We start from the raw sequence: 14,949 nt of genomic DNA, 5'->3' as shown, positions 1-14,949 counted from the left end.
TAGCGTTCCCGAGGTTAGCGAGTGTCATAGACCTGCGTCACAACGTAGGCGGTTATGCTTGCCGGTGCCATCGCGCGTGGCGTGCCGGCAGGCTGGCGATGGCCAGAGAAGATGGCGGCTCGCTCACTTGCCCTATCGATGTGGGGATCGCTTGTTTTCTTACTGAATTTCGAGATGAAATGTGTTCGCACTATCACGCGAGAGGACTATCCGGCGTCCCGCATAACTCGTTCCCTGTAGGATTGCCGCCATCTTTGGAGGCCAGTGGAGCCATGTATTAGGTGCATTGTTATTGTATTGCCGAGAACTATCATGAGTCACGGTAAAAATGACGTTTCCTACCACATGACCCTGCACAGTCACATGGAATGCAACGTCCGCCTCTTCAACAGGCTTGTTGTTGAAGTGCCCGGGATGCCATGAGCAGATACTAAAAAAGCTCTGACGAAACCATGTCTGGAAATGACCGGTTTTCAGATTACTAGAAGTTAGCCTTAAATAAGGAACTATCCCTCCAGTCGTCTGCTGCTGAGCGTCGGTTTTAGAAAGGCTCTTCCACCAGCTTGGCATTATGAAATCCTACCATTTTACCCGATTTTATAGCAGCGTAAGAGCGCGTTTGAGAAGGTCCCGAGATCACGTCCAGCGGCGTAGCAGGTGACGTGACCCCCTGAAACTCCTCCAGGAATAGCTAGAGTCCGCCCCTCGAAAGGACGGACAGAATGAAGCGATCACGGTTCACGGAAGAGCAGATCATCGGAATCTTGCGCGAGCAGGAGGCCGGTGTCCCGGTGGCGGACCTGTGCAGGAAGCACGGGCTGAGCTCGCCGACCTTCTACAAGTGGAAGGCCAAGTATGGCGGCATGGACGTGTCGGAGGCCCGTCGTCTGAAAGCGCTGGAAGACGAGAACGCCAAGCTGAAACGGATGCTGGCGGACTCGATGCTGGACAACGTCGCGCTGAAGGATCTGCTGGGAAAAAAGTGGTGACGCCCGCTGCGCATCGAGAGGCGGCGGCGCACCTGCAGTCGGCCTACGAGATGAGCGAACGGCGGGCCTGCCGGGTGCTGGGCATTGATCGGACGAGCGTGCGCTATCAGGCGACACGACCGGACGATGGCACCCTGCGCGATCGGCTGAAGGCCCTGGCCCAGGAGCGTCGGCGGTTCGGCTATCGTCGTCTGCACGTGATGCTCCGGCGCGAGGGCCATGCGGTCAACAAGAAGCGGGTCCAGCGGATCTACCGCGAGGAAAAGCTGACGGTGCGTCGGCGCGGCGGGCGCAAACGCGCGATGGGCACAAGGCGGCCGCTGGAGATTCCTCTGGTCGCGAACCAGCGCTGGTCGCTGGACTTCGTGTCCGATCAGATGACCGACGGGCGGCGCTTCCGCATCCTGACGGTGATCGACAACTGCACACGTGAGTGCCTCGGACTCGTCGCCGACACCTCGCTGTCGGGCCGGCGGGTGGCGCGCGAACTGGACGCCATCATCCTGCGACGCGGGCGCCCCGAGACGATCATCAGCGACAACGGCACGGAATATACGTCCAACGCCATCCTGGCCTGGGCCGACGGCACCGGCGTGGGCTGGCATTACATCGCGCCGGGCAAGCCCCAGCAGAACGGCTTCAACGAGAGCTTCAATGGCCGCCTGCGCGACGAACTGCTGAACGAGACGCTGTTCCGGTCCCTGCCGCACGCCCGTGCCGTGCTCGAAACCTGGCGGCGCGACTACAACGAAACCCGGCCGCACTCGAAGCTGGGATGGCTGACGCCGCAGGCTTACGCAGATGCGCTCAACGGACAGATCGGCCGGTCCGCTGCGCTGGTTGAAGGCTGCGCTGACCGGCCTCTTGCCAACCCCACCAACCCCAGTTCAGATCAGCAAAGGACTCTCGTTATGGCTGGATGAGAAACGGGGGTCACGTCACAGGGTAGCAGCCGCAGCTATGGTGATGAGGGTTTCAGCCACGGCGGTCAGCTGCTCGTAGTCGCGAACGAGGCGGCGGTTTTTGAAGATCCAGGCGAAGGTCCGTTCGACAACCCAGCGCCTTGGTAGAACCTCGAAGCCCTTGGCGTGGGCACCACGGCGTATGATCTGAAGGGTGATGTGGGTCTTGTCGGCGGCCCAGTGCACGAGACGGCCCGCGTAGCCGCCGTCAGCGAAGACGCGGGTGACAAAAGGATAGCGCTGGCGAGAACCCCTGAGCGGTAGCTTGCCTCCATCGCGATCCTGCACGTCGGCGGCATGGACGCGGACCGTGAGGAGCCGGCCATCAGTGTCGGTCAGAATGTGGCGCTTGCGCCCGGTGATCTTCTTTCCGGCATCATAGCCTTTATCGCCCCCTTTTGATCGGCGGTGCGGACCGACTGGCTGTCGAGGATCGCAGCCGATGGCGACGCCTCGCGGCCACACCGTTCGCGGTCAGCCAGTACGAGCGCATGATGGATATGCTGCCACACGCCTTCTGCCTGCCAGCGGCGCAGATAGTAGTAGACCGTCTGCCAAGGCGGCAGGTCATGCGGGAGCAGCCTCCATGCGACGCCCGCTCGCAAGAAGTAGAGGATGGCGTCAACCAGCTCTCGCGATGTCGCCTTGCGCGGTCGTCCGCCGGCTCGTGCATCCGGGATCATCGGCGCGATCACCTCCCACTGTACGTCGGTCAGATCGGTCTCGTAGCGCCGCCTCGCAGGCGGCTTCCTCTTCGGCATCGGGCGTCGGCTCGCGTCGTTGGTCCGACACCCTATGAATCACACCAAAGCCGCCTTGGGAATCCTTCTCAAACGCACTCTAAGTTATACCTCGACGGCGTGGCGGACCTCGACCAAGGCGCGCAGAGCATCATAGATTTGCTCGCGATTTGCAGGCAAAGCAAAATGTTCAATGATGAGATCGTCAAGACTCTGCCGATCGGCTTGTTCTAGCTCATCAGAAACCTCTAGAACCTTGCGTTTTTTCATGGCCTTGAAAGCCGAAATGATCTCGTTGCGCTGGTTCTTGTTAAGCTCGTCTGGATCAAGCATATGAAGACTGGCCTCGATCCTGTCTTTATTCAGATCGAGAGCACCCAGACCACGGCCAAAGCCTATGCCCTCGATCATAAGCAGCCCAACTGTGCAGTTTAGGAGCGCGTGAGCCAGGTCGATGTTGACGCCGGCATGGGCGTTCAGACCCATGAGCCGCTGATTGACGAACGCAGCTGGATTTACACGGCCCACGTAGAGGCGTTTGCCATAAGCGAGTGGGATCACAAGCTCGGCAACGCGGTCAGCGCGCATCTCATACCAGTGATGCCCCGCCTTCGCCAAAACATCGGGCAGCGGATCACCTGTTCCGTTTCGCACGGTCTTGAAGCGCTTGATCCAGTCTATTGCCCCTGTGTGACCAAGCTTTTTTAGCTGACTTTCGGAGGCGCCGCAGCAGAATGCCTCGCCATCGGCCTTGGCCTCGTAAGTCTCGATCTTAGTTGAGGACTTCAAGACGGACGCGATGTAATCCGCCTCGATTCCATGTCCTTTGGCGGGGTAGAACAGCTTATCCCAGCCTCGTCTCTCACCCCGGCGGATAGTGAACAGGCTTCGCACTGGCACTAGGGGGCAGTCCAGGAGCCAATCTACATCTACGAATTGAGCGGAACCCGCTAAACCGTACGGCCGGGCCTTGATGAGCTGACCGTGGCTTACCGACCTGATGGTCATTACGTCCTCTTGAGCACTGCCGATTTCAATCTGAGCGGCAACGCTGTCAACATGTGCATCGTCGGCCAGCAGATCGACGGGCTGCTTCAGGATAACGAATTTCGTATCCGACAGGCTCTCATCGTTGGCGGCTCGCTTTTCCAGCACCAAGACGTTCGTCACCACATCGCTGTTGGAGAACCAGCGACCGGAACCGGAGGTGATGACCGCGCGAAGATGGTAGAAGGCAACCAGCCGGTCATAAAAGGCCTGTCCCCAAGCCGTGCCCAGCCATGCGTTCGGGATGATGATGACGACGCGTCCCCGCTCTTTTAGTAGATCGTAGAACACGAACGGGAGGTAGGCCGACACGTCCGATCGACCAGGCAAGCCCTCACCATCCTGTTCGAGCAGGGCGTTTACCGACGCCGTCGCGTCACCATAGGCGCGCCTGCCGTCCTGAGCGACGAACGGGAGATTGCTTGCAATGCAGGCGAAGGTTCCAACCGTTTCCTTGATTAGGCTTCCATCGTTCGGGTCGCGAAATTCGATCCTCAGCGCCGGCTGAAGCGTGAACGCATCGAGCGCGAACACCCGTAGGGGCTGACGCGCCAACGTCGGCGTGGAGAGCGAGAATGTCGCGAGCTGGACGGCTTGGCGGTCGATGTCCGAGGCGCAAATCTGGCTTGCAGCCTCAGCTCCAGAGAGGCCACCCGCGAGCTTCGCGTCGAGCGCCGCTCGGATGATGGTGCCGCTGCCGCAACACGGGTCCAGTACGCGATCGGCCAGATCGTTAATTCCTAGCCGTACCACCAGCTTCGCGAGCGGCGCGGGTGTCGTGTACTGCCCGCGCAGCTTGCGATCTCCGACAGAAGCGGCTGCTTCCAAAATCGTAGAAATCTGTGTTTGATCGACCGAGCCAAGCCGCAAATCCGACAGTAGCCGGTTGAACTGGCAAAGCTGCTCCCACGATTGTGAAGGCAGAACGCTGAGGCCCAATGCATCGCAGAAAACAGTCCAAAAGTTGCACTGGTTGGAGATGCCTTGAAAGACACCAAGTGCATCACTGGGGGACATTTCGGTAGAGATAGTCGCGACGGGGCCGGCACGGTCGTCGCGTTCGCGTAGCACATGAGCGAACAGGAACTTGCCAGTCCAGTTCATCAGGTTGGCGCGTGCGAGAGCGGCAAAGCGGTTGCTACCATCATACTCATTCTGGTGCCGATCCCACCACAGCGTGACCTCGGCTCGAAACGTGCCATCCTTCTTGGTCGCAGCTTCCAGCGCCTCGGCTACCAGCCCCTCGTTGGCCAGGATCAGGTTTGAGGGTCCCCCGCTTCGGTACGCATCGACGAACTGGCGACCTTCAAGGCTGCCGTCTGCGAACAGTGCGTTCATCGTTTGTAGGATTTCAGCGCCAAGCGCTTCCCAACGCACGCGGGCAGCACGCACGGCCGAGCGGGTCGTAATATCGCGGAGGTCAGTCCACTCGGTGTGCAGAACGAACTCGTCTGCATCGCGGTCAAGCGCGTAGAGGCGTGCGTAGCGCACGTTCCAAAGCACAAAACTATCAAGACCCAGCATACGGGCCTTCAACTCAGCGTTATCAAAGAACTCTTGATCGGCTATGTCAGTGTCGGGGAGCTTCAGCTCCCACCCTTGAAGGATGCGAGCTGTATCACGATCACCAAACAGCAAAACGTCAGGGAAAAGGCTCCCCGATAAGTCGGTAATTGTCTGTTCGCCGCTTACATCACGGACGGCCCGATTTTCGTTATGAGCAATGCCCTTCAGATATCCGATTAGATCGATAGCCCACGACCGTTCGTTATAGACCGCAATTGCCATTAACGGAACGTGCCCAGCAGTGCCGGGCCGATAATGTCATCAACGTCAATAAGACCACGTCGCTTCGCAGGAATTGTACGGCTAGCAGGCTCGATATCCTTCATCGAAGGAAGAGACTTTTCTATCATCATCCTTTTTGCCTCAGCCAAGCGCATCGTAGCAACCTCTATGTAATCGATGGGCGCACTCTTGAACTTGTGAACGTGCTCGTTCTTTTCGATACCAATGTAATCCCGACCTTCAAGGAAGGCAGAAACTAGGAAACTGCCACTTCCAAACGCATTGTCGAGAACTAAATCGCCGGGTGCTGTGAACATTCGAATGAGGTAGCGCCCAAGAGCAACGGGCTTTTGAGTGGGATGCCATACAACACCGCCGGACTCACTTTCCGCGGTTTTGCAATATAAAGAATCCGTAGGAAAGCGAGCACCATCACTCTTGACCTGGACAGGACGAAAGTCTCCGTAGCTTCCCGTATACTGGGCTTTCCGCGTGCCTTTATCGTAAGGATCGGAATACCACATTACCGGCCGATAATCCGGCTGTTGTTTATAAAAAACGCAAATGTCTTCGTGTTGACGCAAAGGCTGTTTACGAGCGTTCAAAAAGTTTGTTGGTTTACTCTTAATCCAGACAAACTTATACTTGAACCACTTCTCTTTGCTAAGCATGAGCCGAGCGGTAAACAGTCCTTGCGAGCTAAGAACAATGACGCCGTTTGGCTTAACAATACGCTCATAATGCGCCCACAACTCATCGAGTGGAATCAAACTATCCCACTTGTTTTGTGTTGTTCCATAAGGAAGGTCGCACAGAACCATATCCACAGACGAACTGTCGATTTTAGAAAGCAACTTTAGGCAATCGCCTTCATGCAATGTATTCCGTCGAAGGCCCACGAACCTAGTTTCCAGTCCGGAGCAGAGGAATATCGCGATCCAGGTACTCGGACAGCGCCTTACGCACGACCCATGCCAATGACACGTTGTTGCGAGCGGCTTGTGCTTCTAGCTCTTGATGGAGACTATGGGGCACGCTGATCGAGAGTCGCTTGGTATCCAGCTGCTGAACACCATCGGTCCTGTCGCCAGCCATCGCCCCGCTCCTCAGTTTGCACCATCTTGCACCGGAGTGGTGCGACCACATCAAAGCCACAGGCGTGGCCATCACGCAACCCCTAAACGGAACATATAAGGAACAAGGCGCGATATGCTTACGGTGGCTCTGTTGCAAACTGTGATGACGGGCGCAGTTCGTCTCATGGCTGTTCGAGCGGTGCCCATTAGGCTGCTTCAAGTTCCATCCGTTTGCCGATGAGTTGAATGGCTTCGGTGAGGGCGCAAGCGCCGAGGCCGAAGGCACGCTCGACCAGCCGCGCCTCGCCGCAAATGTCGCGGGTGAGATTGAAGGCAGCTGCCTGTCCCTTGCGCAGGGCCCGCATCACCTCGAAGCCTTTGATCGTCGCATACGCCGTCTTCAGTGTCTTGAAACCCCGCACCGGCCGGATCAGCTGCTTCAGCTTGCCATGGTCAGCCTCAACGACGTTGTTCAGATACTTCACCTGGCGATGCTGGGTATCCTTGGGACATTTGCCTTCCGCTTTCAGTTCAGCAATGGCGGCGGTGTAGGTCGGCGCCTTATCGGTATTGATGATCTCGGGTTTCTCCCAGTCCTTCAACCCGCCCAGCGCCTTGCCCAGGAAACGCTTCGCAGCCTTCGTATTCCGCGTTGGCGAGAGATAAAAATCGATCGTGTTCCCGTCCTTGTCGACCGCGCGATACAGATACGTCCAGGCACCACGAACCTTGATATAGGTCTCATCGACCCGCCAACTCGTCGAGGCAGGGCGGCGCCATTGCCAGCGCAGCCGCTTCTCGATCTCCGGGGCGTATCTCTGAACCCAGCGGTAGATCGTGGAATGGTCAACATTCACGCCACGTTCGCCCATCATCTGCTCAAGATCCCGGTAGCTGATGCCATACCGGCAGTACCATCGCACCGCCCAAAGCACGATCTCACCCTCAAAATGCCGCCCTTTGAACCCTGACATCGCGCCACCCTCACTCTCGGCAAGACAGATCACCGAAAATCGGATCAGTTTGCAACAGAGCCGCCCGGAGTCGCGCCAGGGACCTCGTTCCGACCAGACCAACTTCCAGTTTCAGGTGACCAATCGCAGGCGACCCAGGTCATACCACCTCCTCAACTCGCTAGCTCGTTCACCTGTATCATTTGTGGTCATTGAATGATACACCTTGTATATGATTTCGTTCCCCGGCTCGCGCGCCCCTTGGCTGCTGTTGATCCACCAACTGCCCGCCAAGCCCGCCTATCTGCGCGTCAAAGTCTGGCGGCGGCTGCAGGCGATCGGGGCGACTCCGCTGAAGAACGCCGTTCACGCGCTACCGCTTCGCGACGACACGGCAGCTCTGTTCGACGACCTGCTGCGCGAGATCACCGAGGGCGGGGGTGAGGCCATCATTTTGGAGGCTGCGCTGGTCGGTGGCTTGGGAGACGCGGACGTGCGAGCCCTGTTCGATGCGGTTCGCGATTCCGATTACGAGGACCTCGCCCGCGAGGCGCGCACGATCGACGACGGGCAGGTCGCCCGCGAGATTGTTCGCCTGCGCGCGCGTCTGGCCGAAATCGCGGCCATCGACTATTTCGGCACCCACGGCCGGCAAGCTGCCGAAGCGGCGCTCGCAGACCTGGTGACGCGCTCGACGCGGCACCCTGACGTCAGTTCGACGTGTCAGGCGGTGATCGCGACCGCCGACCTGAGACAGCGGGTCTGGATCACCCGGCGCGGCATCCATGTCGATCGTATCGCGTCGGCCTGGCTGATCCAGCGCTTCATCGACCCCGAAGCGACTTTCAAGTTCGTCGACGGCCAAGGCTACGAGCCTGCCGCGGACGAACTCAGGTTTGACATGGCGAATGCCGAGTTCACCCACGAAGGCGAGCGCTGCACCTTCGAGACGCTGCTCGTGCGGACACAACTCGACAATGATACCGCGCTGGTCGCGATCGGCGAAATCATTCACGACCTCGACATCGCTGACAGCCGCTTCAATCGGCCGGAGACGGCCGGCCTGGGCGCCCTCATCGCCGGAATTTGCGCCCGAACGGATGATGACAACGAACGGCTGGCGGAGGGAACCGCCGCGCTTGAACAGTTTTACGCCTATTTCAGCAGAGGGCGAAAGGCGTGAACTGCGAGCTCTGCATGAAAGTTCTCGTAACAGGTTTGACCCAAGGAGGCCGAAGATTATGAACCTCGGTATTTTCTACTTTTCGCTCGCAAGCTTAGTTGTCTCACCGGGATCGGGCGTGACTCAAGATGTTCCGCCTTCCGCAACCGGCTCCGCCCTTTTGGAGCAATGCAGACGCGGGGCGCCCGAGTGCGGAGCCTATCTGCAGGGTATGCTCGATGAGTTGATCGTCCGTCGCGCCGTGTGCGGCGCCCCGAGATATGACCGTCAGCGTCTCCGCCAAGCTTATCTGCGCTGGGCCGAATCAGAGACTTATCTCAGAGACAAGCACATGGCGGCCGGAGCCAACGAGGCGTTGACTAAGGCGTGGCCTTGCGCTCGGCAGATCGATCCCAGCTCCAGCTGAGGGCCTGTTTGAGCCTGCCGACTTGGGCATGCTCGACACGGGCGTGGGCGGGATTATCGCCCTGATCTTCCTGCGGTCGGCAATCCGTGTATTGCGCGAGGCGTTGCCCGCGCGGCCGAGGGCTGGCGCGAGCTGATACACCGGTTCTGTTCGCGCCGTTAGCGGACCTTCCGAACGTCAAGAGCTGACACCAAGTAAGTTGATCAGCGCCAAGATTTCTTCTGACTACGGTTCGATCCCGCGAACGGGCGACTGAGCTTTGTCGAATAGCTCTGTCGCCCGTTCACTACTGCCAAAAACATGCCCAGCGTGGCTCGAGGCGCCCACTCGTTCTGACCGCAGGAGTCCAGTTCGTTGGCGGTGTGCACGCGAGTTACCGCTTCCAGGCCAGACCCGGGATTTCCGGCTCGCCTTCGATGAGGATTGCGGAGGCGCCGGTGCGAGCTTCGATGGCCTGCACCGTCCCTCGGAGCATGTTTTCCGTGAACTCCTGCGGCGTCCCGACCAGACGGTTGGCCAGAGCCCGGCCGAGGCGTTCGGTCACGCCGCCACCGCTCATCGCGGTGTCGCTGGCGAACATGTTCAGGTGATAACCCTGCCGGTCCTCACGCGCGTAGCTGCGCTGACGGTTTTGCGCTTCTGCAGCGCTGGCGATGCCGGCGGCTGCGAGGAGCGCGGCGGCGGCGGCCGCGATGGATTTCATCTTCATTGGTGGGAACCCCTACCCTCACTTGGAAACGATGTTGAAATATCCCACGTCGAGGGTGGTCGACGTAAGTGCAGCGTCACAGATCCGGGCACGCTTGGCGTTTTGCGCGATCTGCGAGATGATGTTGCCGTCCTAGTTGCATGGAGGCCGTCGTGGTAGAACCGAACAAGAACACCAAGGAGACCGATGCCATGCAAGCCGCCCCTTCGTCTTTGAACCTGTCGCCGCAAGCCCAGCGCGTCTTGGAGGCCCAGCTGAATTTCGCGCTCGCGGGTCCGGGACTGATAGCCGGGGCGGTCGCGACCTATGTGTTCGCCGCCATCATGACCGTGGCCCTCCTGGGGGCGGTGTTTTGGGGAATCTCCTACGCCTTGGAGACGGGGAACCCACTGGCGTTGCTTTCGCTGGGACTGCTTCTGTTTCTCGCCGTGCCCTACATCACTGTCCTCAATGCGAACCGACTGCTGAAAGCTCGCCGTTCGCAGGGCTGAAGCGGCTCCCACGAATTCGCAGACGATAGAACGGCCGCCCCTCACCGGGCGGCCGTTTTCTTGTGCGGTCACGTGCCGTACCGGCGGCCCAGACGGGCGCTACCTTGTTCCTGCTGAGTGTCCTCGACATTCCGGCTGTTCCAGAGCGAGGTATCGGCCGGTCGATGAGCATCGATCACGCCGCCGCCCTCCCTGACATCCTCGCGGATAGAGTCACGCAGAGCTGAATTGAACACCGGACGCAGTACCGGTTCGCCGGCGTCGTTGGCCACGCCTCCGCCTGGCACACGACTACGGACGTCGGGCTCGCCGTCACCACTGTCGCCCGCCCCCCGGGCGCTGCGCGAGGTCTGGGCTTCGGCCGCCCGTTCCGCCCGCTCTTCCCGCTCGGCTTGCCATCCAGACGTGCCGGGCGCGAACTCGCTGGTTCCCGATCCGGGTTGACCCAGCCCCGCCAAGGTCACCCCCTGACGGAGGCTGCTGCCGTCCCCGCCGGGCTCGAGCAGCCTTACTTGTTCGGGTTCCATCTGCCGGACGGTCTGGCCGATCTCCCGGCCCTGGACGACCTGTTCCGGCGCAGCAATTTTCATCACCTCTTCCTGACGGAAGGATTGCTCAAGCTCGCGAACCATCGCGGTTTCGCCAGGTGTTCCGACCGATCCTTCAACAAAGGCTTCGGCGGCCGCCCGGGCCACGGCCTGTTTGGCTGTCGACTCCGAGTAGCCATGCGTCCGCTGCAGGTTCTGCGAGACCTGGTCCATCACCTGATAGGTGGAGCCCCACGTGTCCCGTTCCTCGGATCCCACCTCGCCTCTCAAATCCACCTTGACCGAAACGGCGAGCCCTTCGTGAACGACCGCGTCGTGCGCCGCCAGATCCTCGCGCTGCGCTATGACGCCCAGCTTTCCGCATATCTCGCCGGCGAGTTCACGCGCGAGAACGCGAGCGCCCTGCGCTCCTACCTGCGTCGGCCGCCGCGCGACGGCGAGCTGTATATGGCCCACTTCCTCGGCTCCGGCGGAGCTGTAAGCCTCCTGCGCGCCAACGCGCATGATCCGGCCAGATCAGCGGCGGGGCTCTTCCCTCGCGCCGCCTCCGCAAACCCGAGCCTGTTCTATGCCGGCGGCCGTCCCCGCAGCGTCGCCAGCCTCAGGATGCTCCTCATCTCCAAAGGAGAGGCCGCCTAACCGCAGTTTTCAGCGGAGTCGCAAGCTCGGACGTATGTCGTTGGATTCGCGGAATGCCTCTATATTGCGTCGGGCTCCGCGCGGCGCTAATGGTGATCCGCACGGGGCTGTTCGCAGTCCTCATTTTCACATGTCCAGACACCGCCCCGGCCCTTGTTTCGGGGCGTAACTCACCGCATAGTGTGGGCGAGAGGTGCTGTTCGTGTCCGACAAAACCCACGCCAATGTTGCCGCCCGCCTTCCCCAAAGCGTCATCGCTGGGCTGAAGGCTGAACGGGAAGCCCTCGGCCTGCGATCAGTGTCGGCCGTTGTCGAGCGCCGCCTACAGCGTTGTGTCGCCAACGGTTTTGCCGCCGGCATCTCGCGCCAACCTCTGTCGGGAAGCCGCGTTGACCTCGCCTTCAAGCGGCATTTCGTCGATGCCCTCAAAGAAATCGCCAAAGACCAGCAGGCCGACCTGGGCTCGTTGATCTATTCGGCCACCGCAGATCTTCGGGCGCCTTCGCGCCTCGAAGGCGTGTCCACGCGGTCACATCTCTCCGCCGACCTGAGCGGAGCGCGCGCCGCCTAGCGGCCGCATACCCCTCGCCGGGGCCTTTCCAGGACTCAAACATACCGCCGAATTGTAACTTGGCGTTAACCCATTCGGCCGCTCATTGCCCCTGTTTCCCAATTGCTGTTGGGAAAACTTGACGCGAATCGTGGGGCGCCGTCCCATGACCGCACCACCAAGCGAGTCGGAGGGGTCCAGACAAAGAAAAACCGCCGTCCCCAGAGGGAACGGCGGGCGTGCTTCAAAAAAAGCAAGGGTCTAAATTGTGCAGAACCCTTATGCGCGCTCGCTCCCCCCATCGTCAAGACAAAAACGCCCTTTGAGGGCGACGGCGAAGCTTTGCCCGAAATCCCTCCCTGAATAAGGGAGCGACCGATGCTCACGCATCATCAGGCCAGCGCGGGTGCGCGGGGCCTACGACCAGTCACGCCTGCCCATCGGCGGGCGGAGGATTACGCGCGCCAGTGGTCCGGTTTGCCGGATGGAGCGACCAAATCCAGTCTCCTCCGCCTCCTGGAGGACGTCCCTGCCCGCGCTATGGGCCTCAAACCCCGGGAACGGGCGTTCCTGCATCACCTGGTGAAGCTTCAGCCGGCGGAGTGCTTCAAACCCTCGGCGGCCTTGGCGGGGCTCGATCTGGATGCGGCTGGGCTCGCCCTCATCTCGACCTACGCCGACGCCTATCTGATGGCGGATCTCGACGTCACTTGCCGCACCTTGGCTCGCTGGCGCGAGAAAACGAGCCGCCTGGGCTGGATCAGCTTCCGGGACAGCCCCGATCGCACCCGCTACCGGATCGGCGCGGCGGACGCGCCCGAGGAGGCCTACGGCGTCGATCTCCGGCCCCTGATCGTCCGATACCGCGAACTGGAAGCCCTTCGCGACCAGGACCGCGTCGATCGCCACGAGCTGCGCACCCTGCGACGCACCCTCAGCTGCCGTTCAACACGCATTCGCAGCCTGCTTGCCGTCCTCCTCGCCAGCGAGGAACACGGCTTCGCCCAGACTGCTTTGCGCGCCATCGAGGCGGTTCGCCGCGGCAAGGATCTCGACATGGCCCGGATGGCCGTCGCCCAGGCCGACGCAGCCGTGGGACGCCTTGAAGCCCTGCTGGACCACCAGGTCTGGAGTTCTTCAGGGGTGACAGAAGAGTCCGGCGCGCCTGACAGAAACGGCGCCCAATTACTCCCTACTCAGCCTGGAAAAATTCTAATTAGTGAATCTTCTCTAGGTAGAGGGGCTCTCCGAGAGGAGTACGCGGCCTCGACGGAGCCAACACCGGCCGAAACCGACGCCCTGGACGAGGATGGCGAGGTCTTGTGGCAGTCATCCGCTACCTACGACGATGATCCTGCTGAGGATGACCAGGATAGCGTGACCGTCATCGAAATCACACCCGTCTCAACGACCCGCCGACGTCCCCGGGTCAACGCCCCGGCCATAGGCGACATCATCATCGCCCTGCCCGATATCCTCGTCGCCGACGCAAGACGCAGATAGTCGCCTTTCAGGAATTCCCAGGCGTTCGGATCGCACTCGGCCGTCGCCGTTCGACCCTGATGGCGCGGAGCCAGCGCGGGCAACCAGTCGCCCTTGGGCAGGCCTTTGACCGCCTTCTTCCAGTTGGCCACGGTGGCGGCGCTGAAGGCGTGATGATCGCCGTCGCCGGCCCGTGCCCTGGCCTTGTGCAACGCCACGACCTGGGCGACGGCGCCCGTCGCCGAGGCGCCCGCCGTTCGCAGCGCCTCGATCTCGCGCAGCACATCCAGACGGAAACGCGCCTTGGCCTTCTTGTCGTCAGGCAGGGCGTCGAACGCCTTCCAGGCCTCCGAGGCGGGGACGACGACGGCCTGTGCGCCCTGGTTCATGACCAGGCCCCGCGCCGAAAGGGCCGCCACGGCCGGAACCGGCAGGACGGTATAGTGATATTCCAGACCGCCGCCGCGTCCCTTGCGGGGACGGGCCAGCCGGACGCCGGCCGTATTGACGCGCCCGGCCCAGCCCTGCTGCGCCGCCATTTCGTTGATCTTGCGCTTGGTCGAAGGCAGGCCCGGAAGGGTCTGCATCGCCAGTTCCTGCGCCGTCCACCACACCGCGTTCATGCTGTGCGCCCTTCGAAGGGTTGGGCCTTGCCGACGAGGTCGCGTTCCAGCGCCTTCAGTCGTCGCATCTCGGCCTGGACGTGACCGAGCTGGGCCAGCACGAACTCTTCGCCTTCCAGCACCCGACAGCCGATCCGCGTCACCAGGGCGTCCAGCGCGTCCGAGCGTTTGGTGGCGACGATCAGGGCCAGGAACCGGGCGGCCGAGATGTTGTGACTGCCTTTGCCGGGGGCCGAATAGGCGTAGATCATGTCGCCCGAGACGCGCTCGCCCAGCACCGACGACACGGCGGCGGCGATCTCGTCTTTCGACCTTGCGTCGTCCTGGACGATCCGGGCCACCAGACCCGAGACGTAGGTGTCCAGGCCGGCGAGCAGCCCTTCGGTCGGCGTCACGCGAGGCGGGGCGTCGAACGACAGGGCCATCTGGCGCGGGTCTTCGCGGTGGCGTTTGCGAGTGTGGTGCTTAGGCATGTCGCCGGTTCCACGCTTCGGCGGTCAGGCGGCCGGCCTCGGTCAGCATGCCGTTCTCGTCGATCAGGCCGATCTCACGCATGGCGGTGATGGCCCGCGCCCGCTCGGTGAAGGCGTCCTGCGCCTCCGGCGACCGCGCCGGATGGCCGCCCTCCCAGCCGTGCCAGGACGAACGCTGGGCCAGCAGATTGTTCAACACGTCGGCGCCGCCGCGCGGCAAGGAAATGGCGTCGGTCAAAGCAGGCGCTCCTTGCCCGTCAGGCGCAGGATGATGGCGTGGAGGATGGCGA

Annotated in this window: 16 protein-coding genes and 1 pseudogene; 7 read left to right on the top strand and 10 right to left on the bottom strand. The window is 61.3% G+C overall.

Features of this window, described 5'->3' with window-relative positions; genetic code table 11:
• Positions 1–722 precede the first annotated feature (722 nt).
• Positions 723–1,912, top strand: a protein-coding gene (locus tag O2K97_RS06870) for an IS3 family transposase (protein WP_269218895.1) whose coding sequence is annotated in 2 segments (ribosomal slippage) — positions 723–981 and positions 981–1,912 — 1,191 coding nt in all. Because the reading frame shifts where the segments join, the coding sequence is not laid out codon by codon here.
• A gap of 15 nt (positions 1,913–1,927) precedes the next feature.
• Here the strand turns inward: O2K97_RS06870 and O2K97_RS06865 are convergent.
• The 5 genes from O2K97_RS06865 to O2K97_RS06850 form a co-directional block, all read right to left on the bottom strand.
• A protein-coding gene (locus O2K97_RS06865; RefSeq protein ID WP_419466096.1) for an IS5 family transposase occupies positions 1,928–2,712 on the bottom strand; the annotation gives its coding sequence in 2 pieces (ribosomal slippage) (positions 1,928–2,350 and positions 2,353–2,712; 783 coding nt in all).
• A gap of 84 nt (positions 2,713–2,796) precedes the next feature.
• On the bottom strand, positions 2,797–5,526 hold the full coding sequence (locus tag O2K97_RS06860; RefSeq protein WP_269220962.1) for an N-6 DNA methylase: 2,730 nt from the start codon (positions 5,524–5,526) through the stop codon (positions 2,797–2,799).
• Positions 5,526–6,425 carry a DNA-methyltransferase gene (locus tag O2K97_RS06855; RefSeq protein ID WP_269220961.1) on the bottom strand — a complete coding sequence of 300 codons (900 nt, stop codon included), beginning with the start codon at positions 6,423–6,425 and terminating at the stop codon, positions 5,526–5,528. The genes O2K97_RS06860 and O2K97_RS06855 overlap by 1 nt, the downstream gene beginning before the upstream one ends.
• Positions 6,426–6,429: 4 nt before the next feature.
• A complete protein-coding gene (locus O2K97_RS15695; protein WP_419466095.1) occupies positions 6,430–6,621 on the bottom strand; it encodes a ribbon-helix-helix protein, CopG family in 192 nt (63 codons plus the stop codon).
• A gap of 187 nt (positions 6,622–6,808) precedes the next feature.
• Positions 6,809–7,576 carry an IS6 family transposase gene (locus tag O2K97_RS06850; RefSeq protein ID WP_066521070.1) on the bottom strand — a complete coding sequence of 256 codons (768 nt, stop codon included), beginning with the start codon at positions 7,574–7,576 and terminating at the stop codon, positions 6,809–6,811.
• 211 nt (positions 7,577–7,787) lie between these two features.
• Here O2K97_RS06850 and O2K97_RS06845 point away from each other — a divergent pair, with 211 nt between their 5' ends.
• Positions 7,788–8,738, top strand: a complete 951-nt coding sequence (locus O2K97_RS06845) for a chromate resistance protein ChrB domain-containing protein (protein ID WP_176695932.1) — start codon at positions 7,788–7,790, stop codon at positions 8,736–8,738.
• A complete protein-coding gene (locus O2K97_RS15690) occupies positions 8,656–9,144 on the top strand; it encodes a Rap1a/Tai family immunity protein (RefSeq protein ID WP_367118267.1) in 489 nt (162 codons plus the stop codon). The genes O2K97_RS06845 and O2K97_RS15690 overlap by 83 nt, the downstream gene beginning before the upstream one ends.
• Before the next feature lie 373 nt (positions 9,145–9,517).
• Here O2K97_RS15690 and O2K97_RS06840 read toward each other — a convergent pair whose 3' ends face one another.
• A complete protein-coding gene (locus O2K97_RS06840; RefSeq protein ID WP_269220960.1) occupies positions 9,518–9,853 on the bottom strand; it encodes a hypothetical protein in 336 nt (111 codons plus the stop codon).
• Positions 9,854–10,005: 152 nt separating this feature from the next.
• Here O2K97_RS06840 and O2K97_RS06835 point away from each other — a divergent pair, with 152 nt between their 5' ends.
• Complete coding sequence (locus O2K97_RS06835) at positions 10,006–10,344, top strand: hypothetical protein (protein WP_153923404.1); 339 nt, start codon at positions 10,006–10,008, stop codon at positions 10,342–10,344.
• A gap of 68 nt (positions 10,345–10,412) precedes the next feature.
• Here O2K97_RS06835 and O2K97_RS06830 read toward each other — a convergent pair whose 3' ends face one another.
• A complete protein-coding gene (locus O2K97_RS06830) occupies positions 10,413–11,150 on the bottom strand; it encodes a hypothetical protein (protein WP_269220959.1) in 738 nt (245 codons plus the stop codon).
• Between the two features lie 42 nt (positions 11,151–11,192).
• Between O2K97_RS06830 and O2K97_RS06825 the strand changes: the two genes are divergently transcribed.
• From O2K97_RS06825 to O2K97_RS06815, 3 genes and pseudogenes are all read left to right on the top strand, one after another.
• Positions 11,193–11,531 (top strand): hypothetical protein, encoded by a 339-nt coding sequence (locus O2K97_RS06825; protein ID WP_269220958.1) that lies wholly within the window; start codon positions 11,193–11,195, stop codon positions 11,529–11,531.
• A 202-nt stretch (positions 11,532–11,733) separates the two neighbouring features.
• Positions 11,734–12,102 carry a hypothetical protein gene (locus tag O2K97_RS06820; protein ID WP_153923430.1) on the top strand — a complete coding sequence of 123 codons (369 nt, stop codon included), beginning with the start codon at positions 11,734–11,736 and terminating at the stop codon, positions 12,100–12,102.
• Positions 12,103–12,459: 357 nt separating this feature from the next.
• Positions 12,460–12,996: pseudogene (locus O2K97_RS06815) on the top strand (helix-turn-helix domain-containing protein); the annotation flags it as partial.
• Positions 12,997–13,421: 425 nt separating this feature from the next.
• Here the strand turns inward: O2K97_RS06815 and O2K97_RS06810 are convergent.
• The 3 genes from O2K97_RS06810 to O2K97_RS06800 are packed head-to-tail and all read right to left on the bottom strand — an operon-like array spanning position 13,422 to position 14,897.
• Complete coding sequence (locus O2K97_RS06810) at positions 13,422–14,186, bottom strand: DNA-binding domain-containing protein (protein ID WP_269220957.1); 765 nt, start codon at positions 14,184–14,186, stop codon at positions 13,422–13,424.
• Complete coding sequence (locus tag O2K97_RS06805) at positions 14,183–14,659, bottom strand: hypothetical protein (protein WP_269220956.1); 477 nt, start codon at positions 14,657–14,659, stop codon at positions 14,183–14,185. The genes O2K97_RS06810 and O2K97_RS06805 overlap by 4 nt, the downstream gene beginning before the upstream one ends.
• Entirely contained in the window at positions 14,652–14,897 is a 246-nt protein-coding gene (locus O2K97_RS06800) for a hypothetical protein (protein WP_269220955.1), read from the bottom strand. The genes O2K97_RS06805 and O2K97_RS06800 overlap by 8 nt, the downstream gene beginning before the upstream one ends.
• Between the last annotated feature and the right edge of the window lie 52 nt (positions 14,898–14,949).

The sequence above is a fragment of the Brevundimonas vesicularis genome (assembly GCF_027105095.1).
GTDB classification, from domain to species: Bacteria; Pseudomonadota; Alphaproteobacteria; order Caulobacterales; family Caulobacteraceae; genus Brevundimonas; species Brevundimonas vesicularis_E.
This window is presented reverse-complemented; position numbering and strand designations above follow the sequence as displayed.